The organism is Staphylococcus agnetis (assembly GCF_002901865.1).
In the GTDB taxonomy this organism is placed as follows: Bacteria; Bacillota; Bacilli; order Staphylococcales; family Staphylococcaceae; genus Staphylococcus; species Staphylococcus agnetis.
Genome location: NZ_PPQF01000080.1, coordinates 1 through 22,273 on the forward strand (window position 1 = coordinate 1; position 22,273 = coordinate 22,273).

21 protein-coding genes and 1 riboswitch are annotated in these 22,273 nt (G+C 36.6%); of the genes, 8 read left to right on the plus strand and 13 right to left on the minus strand.

Annotated features, from left to right (window positions below; translation table 11 throughout):
• Positions 1 to 189: 189 nt before the first annotated feature.
• Together CD172_RS10660 and CD172_RS10665 are read right to left on the minus strand one after the other, a co-directional pair.
• Positions 190 to 642, minus strand: a complete 453-nt coding sequence (locus tag CD172_RS10660) for a hypothetical protein (protein ID WP_103346338.1) — start codon at positions 640 to 642, stop codon at positions 190 to 192.
• Positions 635 to 1,384 (minus strand): tandem-type lipoprotein, encoded by a 750-nt coding sequence (locus CD172_RS10665; protein WP_103346339.1) that lies wholly within the window; start codon positions 1,382 to 1,384, stop codon positions 635 to 637. The genes CD172_RS10660 and CD172_RS10665 overlap by 8 nt, the downstream gene beginning before the upstream one ends.
• A 234-nt stretch (positions 1,385 to 1,618) precedes the next feature.
• On the opposite strand from CD172_RS10665, the gene CD172_RS10670 reads away from it, so the two are divergent.
• A complete protein-coding gene (locus tag CD172_RS10670; RefSeq protein ID WP_103346340.1) occupies positions 1,619 to 2,512 on the plus strand; it encodes a fructose bisphosphate aldolase in 894 nt (297 codons plus the stop codon).
• A gap of 38 nt (positions 2,513 to 2,550) precedes the next feature.
• On the opposite strand, the gene CD172_RS10675 is transcribed toward CD172_RS10670, so the two are convergent.
• Positions 2,551 to 3,609 carry a metal ABC transporter solute-binding protein, Zn/Mn family gene (locus CD172_RS10675; protein WP_103346341.1) on the minus strand — a complete coding sequence of 353 codons (1,059 nt, stop codon included), beginning with the start codon at positions 3,607 to 3,609 and terminating at the stop codon, positions 2,551 to 2,553.
• Positions 3,610 to 3,808: 199 nt separating this feature from the next.
• On the opposite strand from CD172_RS10675, the gene CD172_RS10680 reads away from it, so the two are divergent.
• Positions 3,809 to 4,825 (plus strand): alpha/beta hydrolase, encoded by a 1,017-nt coding sequence (locus CD172_RS10680; protein ID WP_158694776.1) that lies wholly within the window; start codon positions 3,809 to 3,811, stop codon positions 4,823 to 4,825.
• A gap of 19 nt (positions 4,826 to 4,844) precedes the next feature.
• Here the strand turns inward: CD172_RS10680 and CD172_RS10685 are convergent, their stop codons facing one another.
• The 4 genes from CD172_RS10685 to CD172_RS10695 form a co-directional block, all read right to left on the minus strand.
• Positions 4,845 to 6,032 (minus strand): MFS transporter, encoded by a 1,188-nt coding sequence (locus CD172_RS10685; protein WP_103346343.1) that lies wholly within the window; start codon positions 6,030 to 6,032, stop codon positions 4,845 to 4,847.
• Between the two features lie 194 nt (positions 6,033 to 6,226).
• Positions 6,227 to 6,919: a type 1 glutamine amidotransferase domain-containing protein gene (locus CD172_RS10690; protein WP_060551939.1), complete on the minus strand. Its 693-nt coding sequence runs from the start codon at positions 6,917 to 6,919 to the stop codon at positions 6,227 to 6,229.
• Between the two features lie 119 nt (positions 6,920 to 7,038).
• Positions 7,039 to 7,203, minus strand: coding sequence for a hypothetical protein (locus CD172_RS12770; protein ID WP_157950624.1), 165 nt, complete (start codon positions 7,201 to 7,203; stop codon positions 7,039 to 7,041).
• Positions 7,204 to 7,216: 13 nt separating this feature from the next.
• Positions 7,217 to 8,497 carry an O-acetylhomoserine aminocarboxypropyltransferase/cysteine synthase family protein gene (locus CD172_RS10695; RefSeq protein WP_103346344.1) on the minus strand — a complete coding sequence of 427 codons (1,281 nt, stop codon included), beginning with the start codon at positions 8,495 to 8,497 and terminating at the stop codon, positions 7,217 to 7,219.
• 58 nt (positions 8,498 to 8,555) lie between these two features.
• A riboswitch (SAM riboswitch) is annotated at positions 8,556 to 8,653 on the minus strand.
• A gap of 243 nt (positions 8,654 to 8,896) precedes the next feature.
• Between CD172_RS10695 and CD172_RS10700 the strand changes: the two genes are divergently transcribed.
• From CD172_RS10700 to CD172_RS10710, 3 genes are read left to right on the plus strand one after another with little or no spacing between them, the layout of a single operon-like run.
• On the plus strand, positions 8,897 to 10,009 hold the full coding sequence (locus CD172_RS10700) for a carbohydrate kinase (RefSeq protein WP_415410171.1): 1,113 nt from the start codon (positions 8,897 to 8,899) through the stop codon (positions 10,007 to 10,009).
• Positions 9,993 to 10,904 carry a pseudouridine-5'-phosphate glycosidase gene (locus CD172_RS10705; protein ID WP_103346345.1) on the plus strand — a complete coding sequence of 304 codons (912 nt, stop codon included), beginning with the start codon at positions 9,993 to 9,995 and terminating at the stop codon, positions 10,902 to 10,904. The genes CD172_RS10700 and CD172_RS10705 overlap by 17 nt, the downstream gene beginning before the upstream one ends.
• Positions 10,905 to 10,913: 9 nt before the next feature.
• Positions 10,914 to 12,110, plus strand: a complete 1,197-nt coding sequence (locus CD172_RS10710; RefSeq protein ID WP_103346346.1) for a NupC/NupG family nucleoside CNT transporter — start codon at positions 10,914 to 10,916, stop codon at positions 12,108 to 12,110.
• A 122-nt stretch (positions 12,111 to 12,232) separates the two neighbouring features.
• Here the strand turns inward: CD172_RS10710 and CD172_RS10715 are convergent, their stop codons facing one another.
• Genes CD172_RS10715 through CD172_RS10730 form a run of 4 tightly spaced genes read right to left on the minus strand, consistent with a single transcriptional unit; the run spans position 12,233 to position 16,271 of the window.
• Positions 12,233 to 13,582, minus strand: a complete 1,350-nt coding sequence (locus CD172_RS10715; protein ID WP_103346347.1) for a PTS ascorbate transporter subunit IIC — start codon at positions 13,580 to 13,582, stop codon at positions 12,233 to 12,235.
• Between the two features lie 16 nt (positions 13,583 to 13,598).
• The gene (locus CD172_RS10720; protein ID WP_103346348.1) at positions 13,599 to 13,883 is read right to left on the minus strand and encodes a PTS sugar transporter subunit IIB; all 285 of its coding nucleotides are present in this window, start codon (positions 13,881 to 13,883) and stop codon (positions 13,599 to 13,601) included.
• A 1-nt stretch (position 13,884) separates the two neighbouring features.
• Entirely contained in the window at positions 13,885 to 14,328 is a 444-nt protein-coding gene (locus CD172_RS10725; protein WP_103346349.1) for a PTS sugar transporter subunit IIA, read from the minus strand.
• The gene (locus tag CD172_RS10730) at positions 14,319 to 16,271 is read right to left on the minus strand and encodes a BglG family transcription antiterminator (protein ID WP_158694775.1); all 1,953 of its coding nucleotides are present in this window, start codon (positions 16,269 to 16,271) and stop codon (positions 14,319 to 14,321) included. The genes CD172_RS10725 and CD172_RS10730 overlap by 10 nt, the downstream gene beginning before the upstream one ends.
• A 196-nt stretch (positions 16,272 to 16,467) precedes the next feature.
• Here CD172_RS10730 and CD172_RS10735 point away from each other — a divergent pair, with 196 nt between their 5' ends.
• The 3 genes from CD172_RS10735 to eutH all read left to right on the plus strand — a co-directional run bounded on the left by CD172_RS10735 (position 16,468) and on the right by eutH (position 19,774).
• Positions 16,468 to 17,883, plus strand: coding sequence for a sensor histidine kinase (locus tag CD172_RS10735; protein ID WP_103346351.1), 1,416 nt, complete (start codon positions 16,468 to 16,470; stop codon positions 17,881 to 17,883).
• A gap of 4 nt (positions 17,884 to 17,887) precedes the next feature.
• Positions 17,888 to 18,460, plus strand: a complete 573-nt coding sequence (locus tag CD172_RS10740) for an ANTAR domain-containing response regulator (protein ID WP_103346352.1) — start codon at positions 17,888 to 17,890, stop codon at positions 18,458 to 18,460.
• A gap of 81 nt (positions 18,461 to 18,541) precedes the next feature.
• Entirely contained in the window at positions 18,542 to 19,774 is a 1,233-nt protein-coding gene (gene eutH, locus CD172_RS10745; protein WP_103346353.1) for an ethanolamine utilization protein EutH, read from the plus strand.
• 287 nt (positions 19,775 to 20,061) lie between these two features.
• Here eutH and CD172_RS10750 read toward each other — a convergent pair whose 3' ends face one another.
• Positions 20,062 to 20,829 (minus strand): SDR family NAD(P)-dependent oxidoreductase, encoded by a 768-nt coding sequence (locus tag CD172_RS10750; protein WP_103346354.1) that lies wholly within the window; start codon positions 20,827 to 20,829, stop codon positions 20,062 to 20,064.
• Between the two features lie 28 nt (positions 20,830 to 20,857).
• Complete coding sequence (locus CD172_RS10755; RefSeq protein WP_103346355.1) at positions 20,858 to 22,258, minus strand: glutamine synthetase family protein; 1,401 nt, start codon at positions 22,256 to 22,258, stop codon at positions 20,858 to 20,860.
• Between the last annotated feature and the right edge of the window lie 15 nt (positions 22,259 to 22,273).

Sequence of the window (22,273 nt, forward strand, 5' to 3'; positions counted from 1 at the left end):
CTTTCTAATAGTGTTTTAAATAAATTATACAATATTCTGTCATTAACATATATACATTTTACAATTAAATAAATGGAGTTCATATGTTTAGTAAAAATTATTAAATTTTAGATATACGTATTCTAACTATATACAGAAAAATAAATCCTTTAGTGACGTGTTTGACATTATGTAAATATAATTAATATCTCATACCATTGCATCTCGGCCACCTTTTGAGTGGCCGGTAAAAGCTTCAATCTCATGCTTCTTTTTGATTTTATTAATGAACTTATTCGTTTCATTGAAATATGGGTCATTTGCATCAACCAAGCTTAAACCAATGTTAAAATCTGCACCAACATCCTTTAGCATATCGCTTGGATTACCTGACCCTACATTCGTCCCGGCAAAGCCAATCGTCACCTTATTAGTATTAGTGTCTTTAAATGCAACGCCACTCATCCCCGTTTTCTTATCAAGGAAAGAATCATAATATTGGAGGTTGGGTGGAAAATATAGTTTTTTAGCATCATTATTCAACCGACGTTTAATATCCTTTTTAGAGACGTTATTAAGCATACTCGTCTCAACTTCATATGATTTATAAGAAATAGCACTGTTCTTTTCCGTGTATATATTAATAGGTGTTATGTTATTCATAATTTAGACTCCTTTTAGCCCTATAAGCAACTGAAGAACTTAAGTATCCTTCAGCATCGTCATCAAATGCATATTCTATAGTATTTGAATTAAAAGTATCACTTTTAAAATTACCGTCACCATAAATTTCAACTCTAGGCTTCTTGCCAATTTTCACACCAAAATGTTTTTGAATCTGTTTTAAATTATCATCACTTGGATTTAAATGATAACTTATTGAGTAATTAGGTGCTTGAGAATTATATGTTTCATTCCTAGTTTTATTACGATTCAAATTTTTTAAGTTTCCGAACTGAACAAAAAATTTAAAGTTATTTACTTTTTTCTTGATATCTTCATTTACATTTTTATCTTTAAGTATTAATTCATTATCTTTCATAGTTATAAGATATTTCTTTTTGAAATTTTTACGTTTATCTTTACTCTCATTTTCTACATAATAATAACCATCACTTGATTTGGTATTTCTATCAATAAATAAAATAACTCCTTCACTTCTTAATTTCCCTTCATCATTTTGTCTTTCTATCGCCGTAAATATTGACCAAACACCTTTATCATCTTTACTAAAGTTACTATCTCTATATCCTTCTTTATCATAGAAGTCTTCTAAATTCTTTGTTGGATATACTGACAAAGGTTCTTTCAATCCTGATTCTATTTTCTCTCTTGTCGACATACTACAGCCGCTTGTCATTAATGTTAATATGCATAGACATATGCTGATATAAATTTTCCTCACTGATTAGAGTCCCCTCACCATTTACACACAATGTTTTAAATTTATTATACAGTTTTCTATACTTTAAAATCTATCTTTTTTATGATATTTCGCACTTAATCATATCAACAGATTAAACGCTTTCTTTATACATTATTATTCGTGTTAAATTTGATGTTTGACTTTTATTATTTGAACGTCTATGACATTTTATGCATACTGTAGATGTACGATATTTTTAAAAGGAGTGAAATTATGAATCAACAACAACTAGATAAAATAAAAAATGGTAAAGGTTTTATTGCGGCTTTAGACCAAAGTGGCGGTAGTACTCCTAAAGCGTTACGTGGTTATGGTGTGAATGAAGATCAATATCATAATGATGATGAAATGTTCAACCTTGTTCACGATATGCGTACACGTATTGTCACATCACCATCTTTTACTTCTGATAAAATCATTGGTACGATTCTTTTCGAACAAACAATGGATCGTGAAGTCGAAGGCCAACATACAGGTGATTATTTAGCGAATAAAGGGATTGTCCCATTTTTAAAAATAGATAAAGGGCTTGCCGAAGAAAAAGACGGTGTTCAGCTCATGAAACCAATGCCTGAACTTGATGACTTATTAAATCGAGCTACAGAACATAAAATTTTTGGGACTAAAATGCGTTCAAATATTCTTGAGTTCAATAAAGAAGGTATTGACCAAGTTATCGCACAACAATTTGAGGTGGCAAAACAAATTATTGCTAAAGGTTTAGTACCAATTATTGAGCCAGAAGTAAATATTGACGCTGAAGATAAGGCTGGTATTGAGGCATATTTAACAGAAGTGATTCATGCTCATTTAGATCAATTAAAAGAAGATGAATTGGTGATGCTTAAATTAACGATTCCAACGCATAAAAATCAATTTGAAGCGTTAATTAATCATCCAAATGTCGTGCGTGTCGTTGCTTTATCTGGAGGATATAGTCGCGAACATGCGAATGAAGTATTAAAAACAAATGACGGGCTCATCGCAAGCTTCTCCCGCGCATTAATCAATGATTTACGTGTCAGTCAATCTGATGAAGCGTTTGATAAAATTCTTAGTGAAACGATTGATTCTATTTACGACGCTTCTGTAAACAAAGTTCAATAATAGAAAAGGCCACATCCCATCGCGGATGTGGCACTTTTTTATTTATCCAATGCTTTTTCAATGTTTTTAATATTTTCTTTCATTAAAGATTGATATGTCGCATCGTCACTTTGTGATTTTGAAACGGATTCCATATTATTGAATTTTAATGGCTCTGCATCTGTTTCTTGACGAATCGTATCTGTGACTTTATTCGATACATTTTCTTCATATAAAATGTATTTTGTTTTAGAAGATTTGATTGCTTTCACAATGTCAGTGAGTGCTTTTTGTGATGGATCTTCAGCATTCATATTTTGAACACCTTGTTGTTTGAACCCGTAATGGTTCGCAAGATAACCTAATGATTCATGAGACACATAGACTGTTTCACCTTGGTGATCTTTAGTTGCTTTTTGCATGTCTTTATCAATGTCATCAAGTTCTTTTAATAACTTATCTGCATTTTTCTTATATTCTGCTTTATGATCAGGGTCTTTTTTACTTAATTCCTCACGGATAGCTTTTACCATTGTTTCATTCATTTTTGGATCTAACCAAATGTGTGGGTCATACATACCGTGATGGTGCCCTTCGTGATCATGACCTTCATGATCGTGCTCATCTTCTTTGTGCTCGCCATCATGATCATGGTCGTGTTCTTTATGGTCTGCATCATGGTCATGTGCTTTATCTCCATGCTCATGGTCATGATCTTCGCCCTCATGATGGTGCGCATCTTTTAATAAGTCTTGTTTACTTAAATGTTTCTCTAATGACAATTTCTTTTGATCATCTTTAATCGCACCTGCGACTTTTTTCGCAACAGGATCTAAATTATCCCCTGTATAAATAAATAAATCCGCTTTACTTGCATCTAAAATATCTTTTTGTGACGGTTCATAACTATGTAAGTCTGTCCCTTTTGGATAAATGGATTCGACGTCAACATGATCGCCACCAATTTGTTTAACGAATGATTCTACTGGAAACACAGTTGTTTTCACTTGGAGTTTGTCATTTGAAGATGATTTTTTTCCAGAATCAGATTGTCCGCATGCGACAAGTAAAATACTCACGACTGCGATAGTTAAAAAAGCAAAAATACGTTTCTTCATTTTCGCACAATCTCCTTCTACTCAAATAGTAATTATTACGATTTAAAATTATACCCTACCTCTGACAAGCTTGCAATACTTTTTATATTCACTTTGCTTTTTAAACGCTACGTATCATAGTAAAATAACGATAGATTATGTACGTTCACTTTATTATAAGATAATAATAAGTTTAATTTTCAAACAAGGAGGCATCATGATGAAACATCTTCAATCTTTGGGTAAAGTCGCCTTAGGCACGACGACAGCAATAACTGCATCGCTTTACACGTTAAATCAGCTTACACCCATGCCAGGTGTAATATTATCTAAAATTTTATTTAATCAGCCTTCTAAAAAGGCTTATATTAAAGATACTGTGCGTCAAGATGCACGTTTCAAACAAATCGCATCTCGCGTTACGTCTCTTTACGATGTGGTTTATGATTCAACTGAAAAAACGGGCCTTATGGATATTTATATGCCAAACGGAGATCAAGAAACGTACCCGACACTATTTTGGGTGCATGGCGGTGGCTATATGAGTGGTGATAAGTCAGATGTCACACCGTACTTACAACTGCTTGCAAGTGAAGGATATACTGTCGTCAACCTTAATTATGCCCTAGTTCCTGAAGCACACTATCCAGAGCCAATTTATAGTTTAGAAAAAGCCTATGTCGCTGTTCAAAAAAACGCCCAAGCGTATAAAGCGGACTTGTCACATGTTGCTTTTGGCGGTGACTCTGCGGGAGGTCAAATTATCGGTCAGTTTATCAATATTCAAGTTAACGATGCCTATCGTGATACAACTGCATTTAAACAAACTGTCCCACCTGAAACGATCAAAACCGCCATCTTTTATTCCTCACTTTTAAATACACAACGCATGGATAAAACTGATGACATGATGGCAAACAAACTTTTCAGTCGATTGGCATGGGCATATTTTGATGATAAACATTGGCGTGTAAGTCCTAAGACGATGGAAGCAAGTGTGACGCTTAACATGGATCACCATTTTCCACCGAGTTATATTACGGATGCGAAACATCGCTCTTTTGAGGATCAAGCACGTCAATTTGTCGCGACGTTAGAACACCACGATATCCCTGTCAAAGGCACATTTTACGATAGCCCACTATATCATGAATATCAATTTGATATGTCGCTCTATGAATCAAAAGTCAATTACGAGCGTTTAGTTTACTTTCTCAAACAGCATCTATCCAAATAAAATAAGGATTCGCATTGCGTCAAGACGCATGCGAATCCTTTTGTCGTTCTCGTATTAGAATAATCACAGCAGCAACTAATCCGACGGCCATCATAGCTGCTAAATATAGAAATTGCATCGACCACGCTGGTGTACGTTGCGCTAAACCTAATGTTAAAGGGGCAACTGCTGTACCAAAAAAGATGACAAATGTATTTAGCGTGATATAAAAACCTTTATGATGTTTCACGGATAATACGACTTTAGAAATAAGTGTCGGTAACGCAAAGCCAATGCCTCCGCCAAAAATCACACTTAATATAATATAACCTATAATACTTGTATTCAGTGCCATAAGTATGATTGAAAGTACTGTCACCGTTAATGCCCCGACAAGTACTTTTGTGACCGAATAGTGATTGGATAAACGGCCTGCCATCAAGGAAATGATAATCCCACCAACACCAAAAAACTTACTCACCGCTGCAAGGGTTTGAATATGTTGGCCATGTTGAACGAGGACACTCTCTCCTAAAACCACATATACGTTAATAAAGGTCATTAAAAACACAAAGCCAATTAAATAGCAAAGCATCAATATTGGATTTTGAAATATGGACGCAATATCTCGTCCAAAATCTTTGAAATGAATTGCTGTTTCCTGTAATGGGGCTTTAGGTAATAACCAAAGATTTACAACAGCTAGTACAGCATAGCAATTCCCTAATATAAGGAAGACCATACGCCAATCATATGCGTTCGCAATCATTTCACTAATCACTTGTCCGAAAATGCCCGCAAACAAAAAGCCCATTGTCATAAAACTTGTCGCTGTCACGCGTTTATTTTCAGGAAATAAGTCTGAAATGTAAGCAATGATGATCGGCGCATAGGCGGCCGCGGCTAAACCTTGAGCGCCTCTGAATACCACAAGCATCATAAAGGACGTAGAAAAAACGGATAGCAACGTAAAAATAGTATGTGCAATTAAACCATATAACATGATTTGTTTGCGCCCAAATTTATCCGAAAGTATCCCATATATTAAACATCCTAGCGCAAATGTGAACGAAAATGCCATGCTGGCCAATGGTGTATTTGTGACTGGTACGGAAAAGTCTTGCGCAATTGATGCACCTATCGTTATCGTGCTGTATAAACTAAACATGACTAAGAGCCCTGTAATAAATAACACAAAGGTTATCCCATGATAATGGACCCGTTCCATAAATGTCACCCCTCAAAAATATAGTGTTAAGATTAAACAAAATATTATAGAATAAGATACTTTATTTTCCCATATTACCTCAGTCGAATGCCATTCGAAAACCTTTTTTGATTTACCGCAATATAAAAAGCAACATCATAAATAATTCATGACGTTGCTTTCAAAACCCTTAATTCATACAAGGAGGCAAACCATTATTTGGACGCTAATGCATCTTTAACCGCTTCAGCTACTTTCTTCGCCGACGCTGGATTTTGACCTGTAATCAGGTTGCCATCTACTTGGATAAAACCTTTCATAGGCACTTTAGATTTCGTATATTGCGCACCTTTAAGTTTCAATTCTGATTCGAGTTCAAAAGGTACTATTTTTTTGCGGTTCGCTAATACTTCTTCAGCGTTTGAAAATCCTGTTAATTTTTTCCCGTCGATAAGGAAATAATGATTCGGTCTCTTCACTTCGAGTAAGGCCGCTGCCCCGTGACATACAGATGCCACGATACCTCCCTTATCATAAATCGTGTTAATCGCTTGTTGTACATGCGCATTTCCTGGGAAATCATACATCACACCATGTCCGCCCGTAAAATAAATGACGTCATATGCGGATGGATCTGCAGTATCAATACTTGGCGTTAACTTTAATTGATCCATAAACAATTCATTTTCATAATAACTTTTTGTCAGCTTGTCTAATATACCTGGTGTTAAACTAACAGGATCTAAAGGTGTTTCGCCACCTTTAATGTTGTATAAATCGATTTGATAATCTTCATTACCATGAAAGACATCATAGAAATGGACTAATTCACTTAACCATAAGCCAGTGGGTTTATCTGTGCCGTCAAATTGTGTATGGCTCGTATTGACAATCATAATTTTTTTCATGTCGCATTCACCACTTTTTCAAAGATTTGTGTTCATTATAATGAAGTTTTGGGTTGATGACGAATGATTTGTTTATACTTTGTCTGTACCCTTATTAAAATTGGGTGCACACCCCACTTTTAATAAGTTTCCTCTGTTTTTAATTTTGTTTGAATCGCTGCTTCATATTCTTTTATTTTTGTTTCTTTCATCATATGCGCTGCTTTATTGATAGGCACATAGGCAAGCCATTCTTCTTTTTTGGCTTTCAACGTTTCTAAATTTTGATTTTGTATCGATGTCACATAGATCCCCCATTTATTTAATCGCAGCAAAACCTTTTGCCAAATCGTTTAAAATATCATCAATATGTTCAAGGCCAATAGATAAACGAATCGTCTCTGGCGCAATCCCTGCCGCTGCTTGTTCTTCAACGGTTAATTGTTGATGGGTCGTGGAAGCTGGATGGATGACTAATGATTTGGCATCTCCTACATTGGCAAGTAATGAAAATAACTCTAACGCTTCTATAAATTGTTTTCCTGCCTCATATCCACCTTTGACACCAAATGTAAATACAGCTCCAGCACCTTGAGGCAAATACTTTGTTTTAAGGTCGTAATATGGACTCGTTTCAAGTCCCGCATATTTTACCCACGCAACTTTAGCATGTTTCGATAAATAATGTGCTACTTTTTCCGCATTTTCAACATGACGTTCCATACGTAATGACAATGTTTCTAACCCTTGTGTTAATTGAAATGCGTTAAATGGTGACAATGCAGCACCTGTATCACGTAATAATGTCGTGCGAATTTTAAAGGCCAGTGCAGCGTCACCAAACTTTTCGCTAAAGATGATGCCATGATACGATGGATCAGGTTCACTCAATCCAGGAAACTTACCATTATTCCAGTCGAAGTTCCCACCATCTACAATGACGCCACCCATTGATGTCCCATGGCCTCCGATAAATTTGGTCGCAGAATGAACAACGATATTTGCGCCGTATTCAATCGGTCTAAAAAGATACGGTGATGCAAATGTATTATCCACGATTAGAGGAATACCATGCGCTTTAGTGATTGCACTTAGTTTTTCAAAATCTTCTATGTTGCCTTCGGGGTTACCAATGGTTTCAACAAATAGTGCTTTTGTATTCGCTTTTATGGCCGCAGTTACATTTTGTGGGTCTTTCGTATCGACAAGTGTTACCTCTATCCCAAATTTAGGTAACGTATGCGTCAATAATGTGTGCGTGCCTCCGTATAACGTTTCACATGCGATAATATGGTCACCTGCATGAGCGACAGATTGAATCGCATACGTGATTGCTGCCATTCCCGAAGCAACCGCCACACTAGCAATCCCACCTTCAAGCTCAGCCACTCGTGTTTCAAGTACAGCAGTCGTTGGATTCATGAGCCGGGTATAAATATTCCCCAACTCTTCCAATCCAAATAAATTGGCCGCGTGATCCGTGTCATTAAAATTAAATGAGGTCGTTTGATAAATCGGCACTGCGCGTGCATTCGTTGCTGCATCCACTTCTTGTCCTGCGTGCAATTGTCGCGTCTCAAATCGGTAATCGTGTGTCATCTTTATTCCCCCTAAAAATTAAAAAAGCCTACCTTGAAAGATAGACGTGACGTAATCAGACTCATCTCTCAGGTTTCACACCTGCAGGAATTAGCACCTAACTTAAAAGGTTGCCTGGCTTCGTAGGGCCTGTCCCTCCACCATTCTGGATAAGTGTTATGAAATTAAAACTAGTGTATTATAATCATTTATTGAAGTCAACAAAAAATTCAGATAACTCTGATAAAAACTGTGCATTTGCATCATTCGTTTATTGCAAAGTGTCGGTTTGACGCCTATTACAAAAAAAGAAATTTGTAAACTTTATGAACAGCTTTGTGAAAGCGTTTACATTTCTGTGCCTATTTGCTAATATAAACAAAAGTTTAATTTTCAAACTTTTGTTTATTAGGAGGTGCCATGTTGAACAAAAATGAAAAATTGATTCTTGAACGTATTCAAGACAATCCATTCATCTCTCAACAGGAGTTAGCCAAAGCTGTTGGTCTCTCTCGCCCTGCCGTTGCCAACATTATCTCTGGCCTTATACGAAAAGAATATGTACTCGGTAAAGCGTATGTGCTCAATGATGATTTTCCTATCGTCTGTATAGGTGCGACAAATCTCGACCGTAAGTTTTATGTCAATCAAGCACTACAACAAGGAACTTCAAATCCGGTCACATCGACACGTTCCGTTGGAGGTGTCGCCCGAAACATTGCTGAAAACCTGGGTCGTTTAGGAGATAACGTCGCAATTCTTTCGGCCAGTGGCAACGACAGTGAATGGGACATGATTAAACATTTATCTAGCCCCTTTATGAGTCTTGACCACGTTCAACAAGTAGAAAACGCTAATACAGGATCGTATACGGCTTTAATCGATAAGGATGGCAATATGGAGTATGGACTTGCAGATATGGAAGTGTATAAAGAAATCACGCCTGAGTTTTTAATTAAGCGTACACACTTACTGCGGAAAGCTAAATGTATCATTGTCGACCTTAATCTGCCCAAAGATTCACTTGATTTCTTATGTGCCTACAGTGAAAAGCATCACATCAAACTCGTCGTCATACCAGTGTCGTCACCGAAAATGATAAACATGCCCGATTCTTTACATGCGATCGACTGGCTTATTATTAATCGTGATGAAACGGAAACGTTTTTAAAGATGACCATTAATGATACTGAAGATTTAAAACGCGCTGCCAAACAATTAAATGATCTTGGCATTAGTCACGTGATTATTACGAATGGTACAAAAGCACTGATTTATAGCAGTCCTACAGAAAGCATCATTAAAGACATTGTACCTTCAAAACAAGTTGAGGACGTGACGGGTGCTGGAGATGCGTTTACGAGTGCGGTCATTTTTAGTTGGTTAAAAGGATTCGATATTGAAGACACGTTAATTGCCGGTTTAGTAAATGCCCGTAAAACCATCGAAACAAAATACACTGTACGACAAAATTTAGATAAAAAACAGTTATTACGAGATATGGAGGAATATCAAAATGAAACAATACATTGAGTTGTCTCAAGAAGTTGAAAATGCCAAATCAAATCACCAACCTATCGTAGCCTTAGAGTCGACGATTATCTCTCATGGGATGCCTTACCCACAAAATGTACAAATGGCGAAAAATGTAGAACAAATCATTCGTGACCATGGCGCAGTACCTGCAACAATCGCATTAATAGATGGCAAGATTAAAATCGGTTTAGAGGACAATGAGTTAGAATTACTCGCCAAAAGTGATAATGTCGCAAAAGTATCGCGTCGTGATTTAGCAGAAGTTATTGCACAAAAAAGAATCGGTGCGACAACAGTGGCTTCTACAATGATATGTGCAGCGCTCGCAGATATTAAGTTTTTTGTGACAGGTGGCATTGGAGGCGTACACCGTGGTTCTGAAGAAACGATGGATATTTCTGCTGATTTGGATGAACTTTCAAAAACAGATGTCACTGTTATTTGTGCTGGAGCCAAATCGATTTTAGATTTACCAAAAACGATGGAGTATCTTGAAACAAAAGGTGTTCCTGTGATTGGCTATCAAACCGAAGAACTTCCAGCCTTTTTCACACGTAAAAGCGGCGTCAAATTAAATTCAACGGCACATCATGTCGATGACATCGCTTCGATTTGTAAAGTGAAACATGACATCCAACTTGAAGGTGGCATGGTGATCGCAAATCCTGTTCCTGAAGCTGATCAATTAGACAAAGATTATATTGATACAATTATTAATGACGCTGTGAAAGAGGCCGAACACAAAGGCATTCATGGTAAAGATTCTACACCGTTTTTATTAAGTAAAATTGTTGAAAAAACGGATGGTAAGTCCCTTGCAACAAATATTAAACTTGTCGAAAATAATGCAGTCGTTGGCGCACAAATCGCAGTATCATATTCTAAACTGTAGGTGATGTTTATGTCCATACTATTTACGATGACAGGGGTGGTATTTGCATTATTTATCGCCTATATCGTCAGTTTTGATCGCAAACATATTGATTTTAAAAAGACGCTCATTATGCTTGTCATTCAAGTCTTACTGATTTTGTTTATGATGAACACGTCTATCGGTCTCAATATCTTAACAGCACTCGGTAAATTTTTTGAAGGGTTAATGAACATCAGTAAAGCAGGCATCGATTTTGTATTTGGCGATTTAGAAAATAAAGGCGGCTTTACATTTTTTATGCACGTCTTACTCCCTTTAGTTTTTATATCTGTATTAATAGGTATTTTAAATTACTTCAAAATCCTACCATTTATTATTAAATACGTTGGTTTGGTCATTAATAAAATAACGCGAATGGGTGGCTTAGAAAGTTATTTTGCCATCTCAACAAGTATGTTGGGACAACCAGAGGTCTTTTTAACGATTAAAGACCTTATACCGAAACTTTCCAAAGCCAAATTATACACAATTACCACTTCCGCAATGAGTGCTGTAAGCATGGCCATGTTAGGCTCGTATATGCAAATGATAGAACCAAAGTATGTCGTAACCGCAGTGATGTTAAACATTTTTAGTGCACTCATCATTGCGAGTGTCATTAATCCATATGAAGCGAACGATGCAGATGTGGAAATTGAAAACCTTACTGAAACACCTACAAAGCACCAATCACGGACACCATTTTTCCAAATGATTGGCGACAGTGCGATAGATGGTTTTAAAATTGCGATTACTGTTGCCATTATGTTGTTAGCCTTCATTTCATTAATGGAAGCGATTAATGTCATTTTTAGCGCTGTAGGGCTAAACTTTAAACAGCTGATAGGATACATTTTTGCGCCTATCGCCTTCATTATAGGTGTCCCATGGAGTGAAGCTGTACAAGCAGGCTCGATTATGGCAACAAAATTAATCACAAATGAGTTTGTAGCGATGCTAGATTTTAAAGATATGGCGAAAGATTTAAGTGACCGTACGGTAGGGATTATTTCTGTGTACTTGGTCAGCTTTGCCAACTTCGGCACTGTAGGTATCATTGTAGGGGCTATCAAAGGCATCAGCGGTGAGCAAGGCAATAAAGTGGCAGCCTTCGCTTTAAAACTATTACTCGGTGCCACTCTAGCTTCTATCATTTCTGCTGCTATGGTTGGATTAGTCTTATAAAATCCTTCATATTCCCAAGTCAATAAAATAGTCAAAATAACATTAAAGTAGCCTTCAAAATTCATTGGTTGATGAACTTTGAAGGCTTTAATATTGAACACATGTTTAGTGTGCTTAATTCATTATGAAACGGTTTTGTTGCTGCGTTTTTGTAAGCATACCGCAGCTGCTGCGATAATTACTATCATAATGACTACGCCGATAACACCTAATGATTTAACGATATTGCCAAAGACGATACCTACAACTAAGAAATCTGTATCGGAGAATGTTGTCGCTGCTAAGCCTAAATCGCCTAAAAACGGTAAGAATAATAATGGTAAGAATGTAATCAACACACCATTCATTATCGCGCCAAAAACGGCACCTTTAATACCACCACGCGCATTCCCAAATACGCCTGAAGCTGCACCTAAGAAAAAGTGCGGCACAACGCCTGGAAGAATGACAACCCCACCAAGTAGAAACATCACAAACATGCCGAACACGCCTGTTAAAAAGCTAATGAAAAATCCGATTAACACTGCATTTTGAGCGTAAGGAAACACAATTGGACAATCTAAGGCCGGTTTAGAATGTGGCACCAACTTTTCTGAGATACCTTTAAATGCAGGTACGATTTCAGCAAGAATGAGACGAACGCCTGTTAAAATAATAAAGACTCCTGCCGCAAATGTGACCCCTTGAATCAAGGAAAAGACAATAAAGTTTTGGTCATGGCTAATAGATTTATGGACATAGTCTACACCCGCAAAAAGAGATGCAATGAGGTACAACAGAACCATCGTAATCGAAATACTAATTGTACTTTCACGTAAAAAACTTAATCCTTTTGGAAACTGTATATCTTCCGTTGATTTAGATTTCCCTTTAAACAACTTACCAATTTCACCCGCAGCCCAATAACTCACTGTTCCGAAATGTCCAAGTGCTACTTGATCATTTCCCGTGATTTTACGCATCGTGGGTTGAGCGAGCGCTGGAAACACAGACATAATCAATCCTAATATCAACGCACCAATAACAATCGTTAATGTATTGTTAACTTTACCGACAGTTAAAATAATTGCTAAAAAGGCAGCCATATAGAACGTGTGATGCCCTGTTAAGAAAATATATTTTAAATTTGTGAAACGTGCGATCATAATATTCACCAACATGCCAAACACCATAATTAATGCGGCAGTTGTGCCATATTTTTCTAATGCGATTGAAATGATGGCTTCGTTGTTAGGCACCACCCCTTGAACACCAAACGCATGTTGGAAAATTTTCCCAAAGGGTTCAAGTGATTGCACTACGACACCAGCACCTGCACTTAAAATTAAAAAACCTAATAGCGTTTTAATCGTTCCAGTCGTTACAACCGAAGCTGGTTTCTTTTGAACCATTAAACCTATAAACGCAATCAGTGCGACTAATATCGCTGGCTGGCTTAAAATATCAACGATGAAATCAAGAATGCTTTTCATATGAACACCCCAAACATTAAATTTTATTCATTTCTTTTAACTTTGCTGTCAATTTATCTTCAAGTTCTTGCTTGTCTAAAATATTATCTAGTATTAAAACATCCCCTAAACGCGCCGCATTTTCTTCCAAGTCACGTCCACATATAAATAAATCAGCCATTTCAGGACTTGCTGTCATAATATCGCTATGTTCTACATCAATGATTGATTCAACGTTTAACGTCTTTAAAACCTCTTGAACATTCATTTCTACCATAAAACTACTTCCTAATCCGTGACCACATACAACTAAAATTTTCATATTAATCGTCTCCTTTAAAAATTGTAATCATTGATGCTTTATCTTGAGCACGCATTAACGCTTCGATACGTTGCGTGTCCCCTAACACTTGTGCCAATTGCTGTAAAATTGTTAAATGTGATGTATGATCAGTGGAACAGAAAACAAAAACTAAAGCCGCTTCATGCCCCTTTTCTGAAAAATTTATTGGGACACCAAGTTTTAACAAACTTATGCCGACTTTGTTCACATGATCATCTGGCCGTGCGTGCGCAATCGCCACGTTAGGCGCAATCACAATATATGGACCTAACGTCTTGACACTGTCAATCATGGCTTCCACATATCCTGGCTCAATATAACTCTGAGCCACCAATGGTTCAGCTGCGATGTGAATGGCTTCTTCCCAATCATTCACTTTCTCTCTAATCGTAATTTTGTCTTCAGTTAAGACATCTAAAGCCACGTTGCTTCTCCCTCCATTTGTGTTACATATTGTTGAAATTCCGTTAACTTACCGTCAATTAATTGTTGGCGCACATCGTTATTTGTTAATAATTCCGTGAGCTGTTTTAACGCTTTTAAGTGCAACTTCGTGTTTTCTGTTGCTAAACATATCACCACATAGATAGGGTCATAGTGGGGATGTTTAAATGAAATGCCTTTTTCAAAATGAATCAGACTCATGCCTACCCCATGCACATGTGACGTACTTCCATGTATTAAAGCGATATGTGGACTAATGACCATGTAAGGTCCTAACGTCTGCAGTTTATTCATAATTTCCTGTTTGTAGTCATAACTGACGACACCATCCCGTTCTAATGGACGCACACTTTCAGTAATCGCTTGTTGACATGACATAGATTGGTGAATTTTAAACACCCGTGTATGTAAAACATCTGATAAAGATAATCCACGCACTTCAGGTTGAACCAATGTTGCGACTCGTCTCTCATTAACGATGGCATTCAAAGTATCGAGGTCACCACGTGTCAATAACGGAGAAATAGTGACGGTATCAATCGTTTGATACGGTGTCGGTACTGTTGAAATCACTAAATCTACATTCATATCACTTAACTCATCTTCACTGATGTCATAGATGGAATACGCATCTATAATGTCGAATTCCGGATACACATGAGATAACTTCACATTGAGAAGCTGTGAGGTTCCGACACCCGATCCACATACGACGACAACTTTCAATTTGTGATGGCGTTGTGTCATCAATCGTTCAAAACTAGAGGCAAAATGTAACGTGATATAACTGATTTCATGTGCATGAAATTGCAGTTGATAGGCCTCTTCAAGAATATTAATATTTTTCACAATCACCTCATACAATTCTTGATATTCATGAATAATATTGTCATGTAACGGATTCGCTTGATAGATATGATTTTGCAGTCGATACAAAGCGGGTGACAAATGAATACTGAGCCCTTGAATGAGTTTGCCATCCGTAAAAAATGCCACTCCCATTTCAGCGCCAATATGTTCGACAAACTTTTCAATCGTCTGATGCATATAGGCTTCATTGACACGTGTTGAACTTAAAGTTGCACGCTTAGAGCTCAATAAATGGAGCACCATGACATCTCTTTCAGAATCAGGAAAAACTATGTTAAAATGTGATTCAATTTCTAATTTAATTGCTGATGCTACTGCGTAGGAAACGTCATCCTTCTTAGCTACATGCGTTGTAGTAGGTTCAGGTAAAGGGTTATTTTGTTTCATACGTCTTACTGCAATTAAAAGATGTAAAATCAAACCTTCAATCGCCGTTTGAACCAATGGGTAGTGTTCACGTTTCAGCACCTTGATGACACTTTCACGAATTTGTTTCAAATCTGATGTCGCATTCAATTGTGCAATCATCACATCATTCATATTGTCATAATACGCATGTAACAATCGCGCATACGCTTGACGATAATGGGCTTCATTGCCTTCAACGACGTACCCTTTGTTGTTGATATACGTCAGTGTGAGATAATGATGACTGTACCATTTTGAAACAGCTTTAATATCCGATAGTATCGTGCGTCGGCTCACATTTAATTCTTCCGCTAATTGCTTTGTACTCATAGGACTTTCATGTTCTAAAAGCATTAACTTTAACAAGGTTTGCCGTTCATCTTTTGAAAAGTGAAAATGATGACCCTGCCCATCTGTTTGAATCCATTCATGAGAAGCATCAGTTTCTTTCATAGCTTTAATGCCCATGGTTTTATGCCTAACAATATGATAGCCACCTGTTTCCGCCATTGACTCGATATACTCAATATCGTATTGAATGGTTCTCTCAGAAAGATGAAATGTTTTTGCGAGTGTGTGGATTGTCATAAATTGAGATGCTTCAAGGAGCAATGACAAAATTTGTTGTTGTCGATTACTTAACACATCCATGCCTCCTATATTGTTATTGTAAGCGGTTTCTATCTTTAACGGATATGCAATCTATTGCTCATTAGAATCCGCAAAACTTCATACCTAAAATGATGATTAATAATATCCTATAAAAACATTTGACAGAAATAGTGCAATTATACATAATTGTAGTTAGAATTATTTGAATATTCTAATATGGAGTGAGTCGATGTCTTGCGTTCAGGATACTTTATTAACTATGACACCTTTATCATTTAATGAAATGAATGAGATTGCGCTCGTTTCACAGCAATTACAATTGATTGCCAACGTCAATCAATGTTATGCATTCATTGATTGTCAAAGTGATATCACTCAAAATCTTATTGTCGTCGATGAAGCATTTCCTGAGGCAACTGAACATCCTTTATACCATTCGTCTGTCATTGGTGAATCGGTGTTAGAATCATTTGAGCTAGCCGTTTATCAATCATTTAAAAAAGGTATCACAGTCCATAACCATCGTGGCTTAAACCAGGAAGGCTTGTTAATTGAACAAAATGTAAGTCCTATTATTTATAATGCGCGTGTCATTGGTGTACTTGTTTTAGAGAAGAATATACGCAACTTACATATTGAAAATTACAATAGAGACGTCATTAATCGTATGACCTCACTTTATAGCTACGCTGAAACTGTAGGTTCTGATTTTGATATGACTTTATCTAATATTATTGAAGATGCTGTATTTTGTATTAATGAAGCATCAGAGATAAAGTACTTTAATATTGCTGCCGAAACACTATTAAGACAAATTGGCACTGAAAACAAAGCGTTTTTAAACTTAAAGTTTGATAAAGTTTTTCCTGATTTAGAACGTTTTATTCATTCTAAACATTCCATTGAAATGATGGAATTAGAACTAAATCAAAAATTCTATGTTATCAAAAAGATTCATACGTCATTTGGACCAGAAAAACAAATTTTTGTTCTATTTAAAGATGTTTCAAAACTGAGGCATACTGAAAAAGCTTTAACTTCAAAAACAGTAGCAATGAAAGAAGTTCACCATAGAGTAAAAAACAACCTACAAACCATTGCTTCATTAATACGCCTTCAAATGCGCCATGACATTCCAGAAAACTTGCAAGTTTATTTTAAAGATACGCTCAATCGTATTTTAAGTATTGCATCCGTTTATGAAATTATTCTTTATGAATCGTCCAATGACAGTGCTGATATTGCGACGTTACTCAAAAAAATTGGAAATATGGTTATGACGACCCTCACCACTCACAGCAATATTCAAATCACCTATCAACTTCAGCCATCCGTATATTTATCATCTAATCAATCTGTCGCATTGGCTATCGTATATAATGAAGTATTGCAAAACTGTCTCAAACATGCATTTCAACAAACACAACATGGTGAAATTAAGGTGCAATTATCCACTGTTAATCAAAATCAAATTATACTCTCTATAGAAGATAACGGGGATGGGATTTCGCAAAGTAGTCAGACATCATTTGGGAGTAAAATCATACAATTAATAGTAGAAAATGATTTGGAAGGCACGCTCAACATCAACTCATGCCAAAAAGGAACTCAAGTCATCGTCATGTTTGACGTACATAAGGGGTGAAATGATGTCTAAAAACGTTCTCGTAGTTGAAGATGAAGCGATTATTAGATTAGATATTATTGAAATGATTAAAGATTTGGGGTATAAGGTGATCGGTGCTGTTTCAACTGGTGAAAAAGCAATCGAATTTGTTCATCAAAATCAACCAGATTTAATTTTAATGGATATTAAACTACCACAACTCAATGGCATTAAAGCGAGTAAGATTATTAGTAAAAAGTTTGATATTCCAATATTAATATTAACTGCCTATAGTCAACCTGAATATATTGAAGAAGCAAAAAAAGCCAATATCATGGGCTATTTAATTAAACCCATTACAGAATCACAATTGCTACCGGCTATGGAAATTATTTTTTCTCAAAGTAAAAAACAACTTCAATTAAAACATGAGATTCAACATAAAGACACCGATTTAAAACATCGTAAATGCATTAAAAAAGCGAAAGGTTTACTCATGGAACATCAACATAATTCAGAGCAACAAGCTTACCGTAAAATGCGTAAACTCAGTATGCACCATCAAATGGAAATGTATAAGGTAGCCACTCAAATTATTAAGAAGTTAGATCATTAATGTTAAAAGTGAATAAAACCAAGCAACGGCGCTTATTTGAAAATCAAATAGGCGTTTTTATGTTTTTTAGGGGGCATTTTTATGGAATTTGTAGGGAACGTCATTATTTATATTATTATGATTTGTGCAGTACTTGGTGCATTTGGGGCCATCAAAGATGCGAACACAGGCATTGGGAAAGAATTTATGGAAGGGATTTATACCATTGGGCCTATTTTTGCGAACTCAGCCGGCATCATGGCTTCCATTCCTTTTATATCAAAATTTATAGAAAATGTTTTTGGACCTTTCTTTGAAAAAATAGGTGCAGATCCTGCCATTGCAGCGACATCCATTTTAGCGACTGATATGGGTGGTTATCAGTTAGCAAATGTATTAAAAGATTCTTATGAAGGATGGTTAATGGCCATGATTATTGGCTTTATGGCAGGTGCAACGATTGTTTTTTCTATTCCTTTAGGGTTACCAATGTTGGATAAACGAGACCATAAATATATGGCCCTTGGCATACTTTCGGGTCTGTTGGCCATCCCTTTTGGAGCCTTTATTTCAACGCTTATCATTATTGTCAGTCATTTAAAATTTCGAAATGTCATTGAAACTAAGGGCGCTGCCGCTAGCGTATTTGAACTGAGTTTGTCGTCTGTATGCATTAATTTATTACCTTTAATCATTTTTGTCGTCATCACGGCGGCTGGGTTGTACTTTTTCTCGGATATTATGATTAAATTATTTATCATATTTGGAAAGGTGTTAGATACCGCGATTAAATTAGTGTTTGTGTTTTCAGTCGTTGAAATTTTCACTGGATTTTTCACGCATACCTTTGGTGTTTGGGGATTTGACCCTATCATGGCAGATGACAAAGACCGTTTCAGAGCTTTAGAGAATGCTGGAAATATCGCCATAATGTTATCCGGTGCGTTTCCAATGGTGTACTTGATTCGTAAATATTTTACGCATTTCCTCACTAAATTTGGTAAACTCATTGGATTAAGTGAAGTAGGCAGTGCGGGATTAATCGCAACGATAGCGAATATTTTAGCCATGTTCAAATTGGTGAAAGATATGCCACCAAAAGATAAAGTCATTAATATCGCCTTTGGGGTATCCGCTGCGTTCTTATTAGGTGATCACCTATCGTATACCGCAAACTTTCAACCGTCTCTTATTCCAGCAGTAATGATTGGAAAGTTATCTGCAGGTATTTTAGGCATTATTTTCGCATATGTATTATGTGTTCCTAAGGCAAAAAAGCTAGAGGAAATTGATCGTAGGCTTGGCATAATTAAAGAAGATGAGTATATAAAATAAGAGGCATAAATAGTTAATACCGTAGATAAATATAATTAAAGAATAACACCTCACTACAACTCAGGCTCTTTATATGATTTGTAGTAGTTTGATCCACCGATACTTAAAGCTGTTAAGCAATAACATACGTAACACCTTTAGACATGCATATAAGCACTCATTGCCACGCATTCGACAACGCAATGAACACATACAACATCAACTCAAATACACATTTTAAAAGCGGACCGAAAGTTAAACTTTTTTGTCCGCTTTTAAAATTTTGTTTTCAATATATTGACGCATGATTAAAAATAGTTAGACGTGATGCCTCCATCAACATTAATGTTCGCGCCATTCGTCCAATCCGATTCATCTGAGGCAAGATAAATGGCACAGTTCACGATGTCTTCCGGTTTACCGAACCTTCCAGAGGGTTGACGTCCTAATCTGACATTCTTCGCTTCTTCATCTGAAACAAGCCATTCCATTAACAGTGGTGTTTCAATAGGTCCAGGACTGATCGCGTTTGTCCGGATGCCTTTAGGTCTAAATTGAATCGCAAGTGATTTTGTGAGTGCTACAACAGCACCTTTAGACGCAGTATACGCATCTTGTGGTACGGAACATCCCATTTCTGCCACAAACGATGCAATGTTAATAATAGATCCTGACTGGTGTTTTTCCATTTCTGGAATAACATATTTGGTCATAAAGAATATGCCTTTGACATTAATATTCATCACTAGATCCCATACTTCTTCTGACGTGTCTACAACAGAATGATCTGCGGCCGGCATCACACCTGCGTTGTTATAAAGTACATCAATTTTACCAAAATCAGTGACGACACGCCCAACAGCTTCTTGTACTTGTTGCTCATTTGAAATATCCACTTCATAAAAACGGGCCTCTCCGCCTTGACGCGTGATTTCCTGCGCAGTAAGTTCACCAGCATCTTTATTTTTTTCGAAGACTGCTATGCGCGCGCCCTCTTTAGCAAACATAGTTGCAGCAGTTTTCCCCATGCCACCCCCTGCACCTGTAATAATACACACTTTGTCTTTTAATCTCATATTGGCTCACTCCCATACTATGTTCTAATTAACTTTGTTCAAAATAGCGTTGTCTTTCCCAAGTAGTGACATAAGAATCAAAATCATTTAATTCGAGTTGTGCTGTGTGGAGATAATGTTTCCAAACATCCTCCCCTAGCACTTCTTTAACAACATCACTTTGTTTCCAATGTTGTATCGCTTCATGTAAGGAAGATGGAATTTGTTTTACCGATTGATTTAAATAGGCATTACCTTTAAGTTCCTCAGGTAACTCTAATTGGTGTTCAATGCCATAAAGTCCAGCACCGATTAACGCGGAATACGCTAAATAAGGGTTCATATCTGACCCAGGAATACGAGATTCAAATCGCAACGCGTGTTGATTACCTACAACACGATAACCGGCGGAACGATTATCTCTACTCCATGCGATGCTAACAGGCGCCCAACTATTAGGTGCAAATCGTTTATAGGAGTTCACATGTGGTGCAAAGAGTAAGGCAAACTCTTGTGTATATGTCATCACACCTGCTAAAAAATGTTGCATCGTTTCAGACATCGGTTGCGCATCATGACCTGAATAAAAGGCATTTTCCTTCGTTCCTTTTTTCATTAAACTAATATGGATGTGACCACTAGACCCCGTCCATTCTTGAAAAGGCTTAGCCATAAACGTGACAGAATGATCATTTTGAATACAAATTTCTTTCATTCCATGTTTAAATAACACATGTTGGTCTGCAGCTTTTAACGCTTTTGAATATTTTAAGTTGATTTCATGTTGTCCTTTATACGCTTCGCCTTTAGACGATTCGATAAAAATGTTCATTTTTGACATTAAATGACGAATTTTTTGATACAACGGTTCGTTTTTAGTCCCTTGTAATAAGTTATAATCTTCATTGAGATGCCCCGCTGGATTTAATGTGTTATATCCTCTATTGTTGATCGCTTCAAAGGTATCTTTAAATAGGTAAAATTCCAGTTCACTTGCCAAATAAGGGTCGAAGCCGTACTGACTCGCTTTCTCCAATTGCTTTTTTAGAATGTTACGTGGCGCAATCGCTATCAATGATGACCCATCTTCGGTGTAGACATCACATAAAACGAGCGCCGTCTTATCGAACCAAGGCACTACTTTCAAAGTGTCCCAATCAGGAACAGCAAGGTAATCCCCATATCCTTTGTCCCAGTTCATGTATTCATATCCATCATTTGTATCCATTTCAAAATTGGTGCCGAGTAAATAATTACAAAAATGTGTTCCTTCTGAAATATCATTTTCTAAACAATAATCTCCGGTCATACGCTTACCCATGATACGTCCTTGCATATCACAAAAACCAAGAACGACAGTATCAATGTCCCCTTGTTTAATTGCTGCTAACAATTCATCTTTTGAAATATTTCCTTCTAACGGTTGATTATGATTTGATTCATGTAACATAACCCATCACCACCT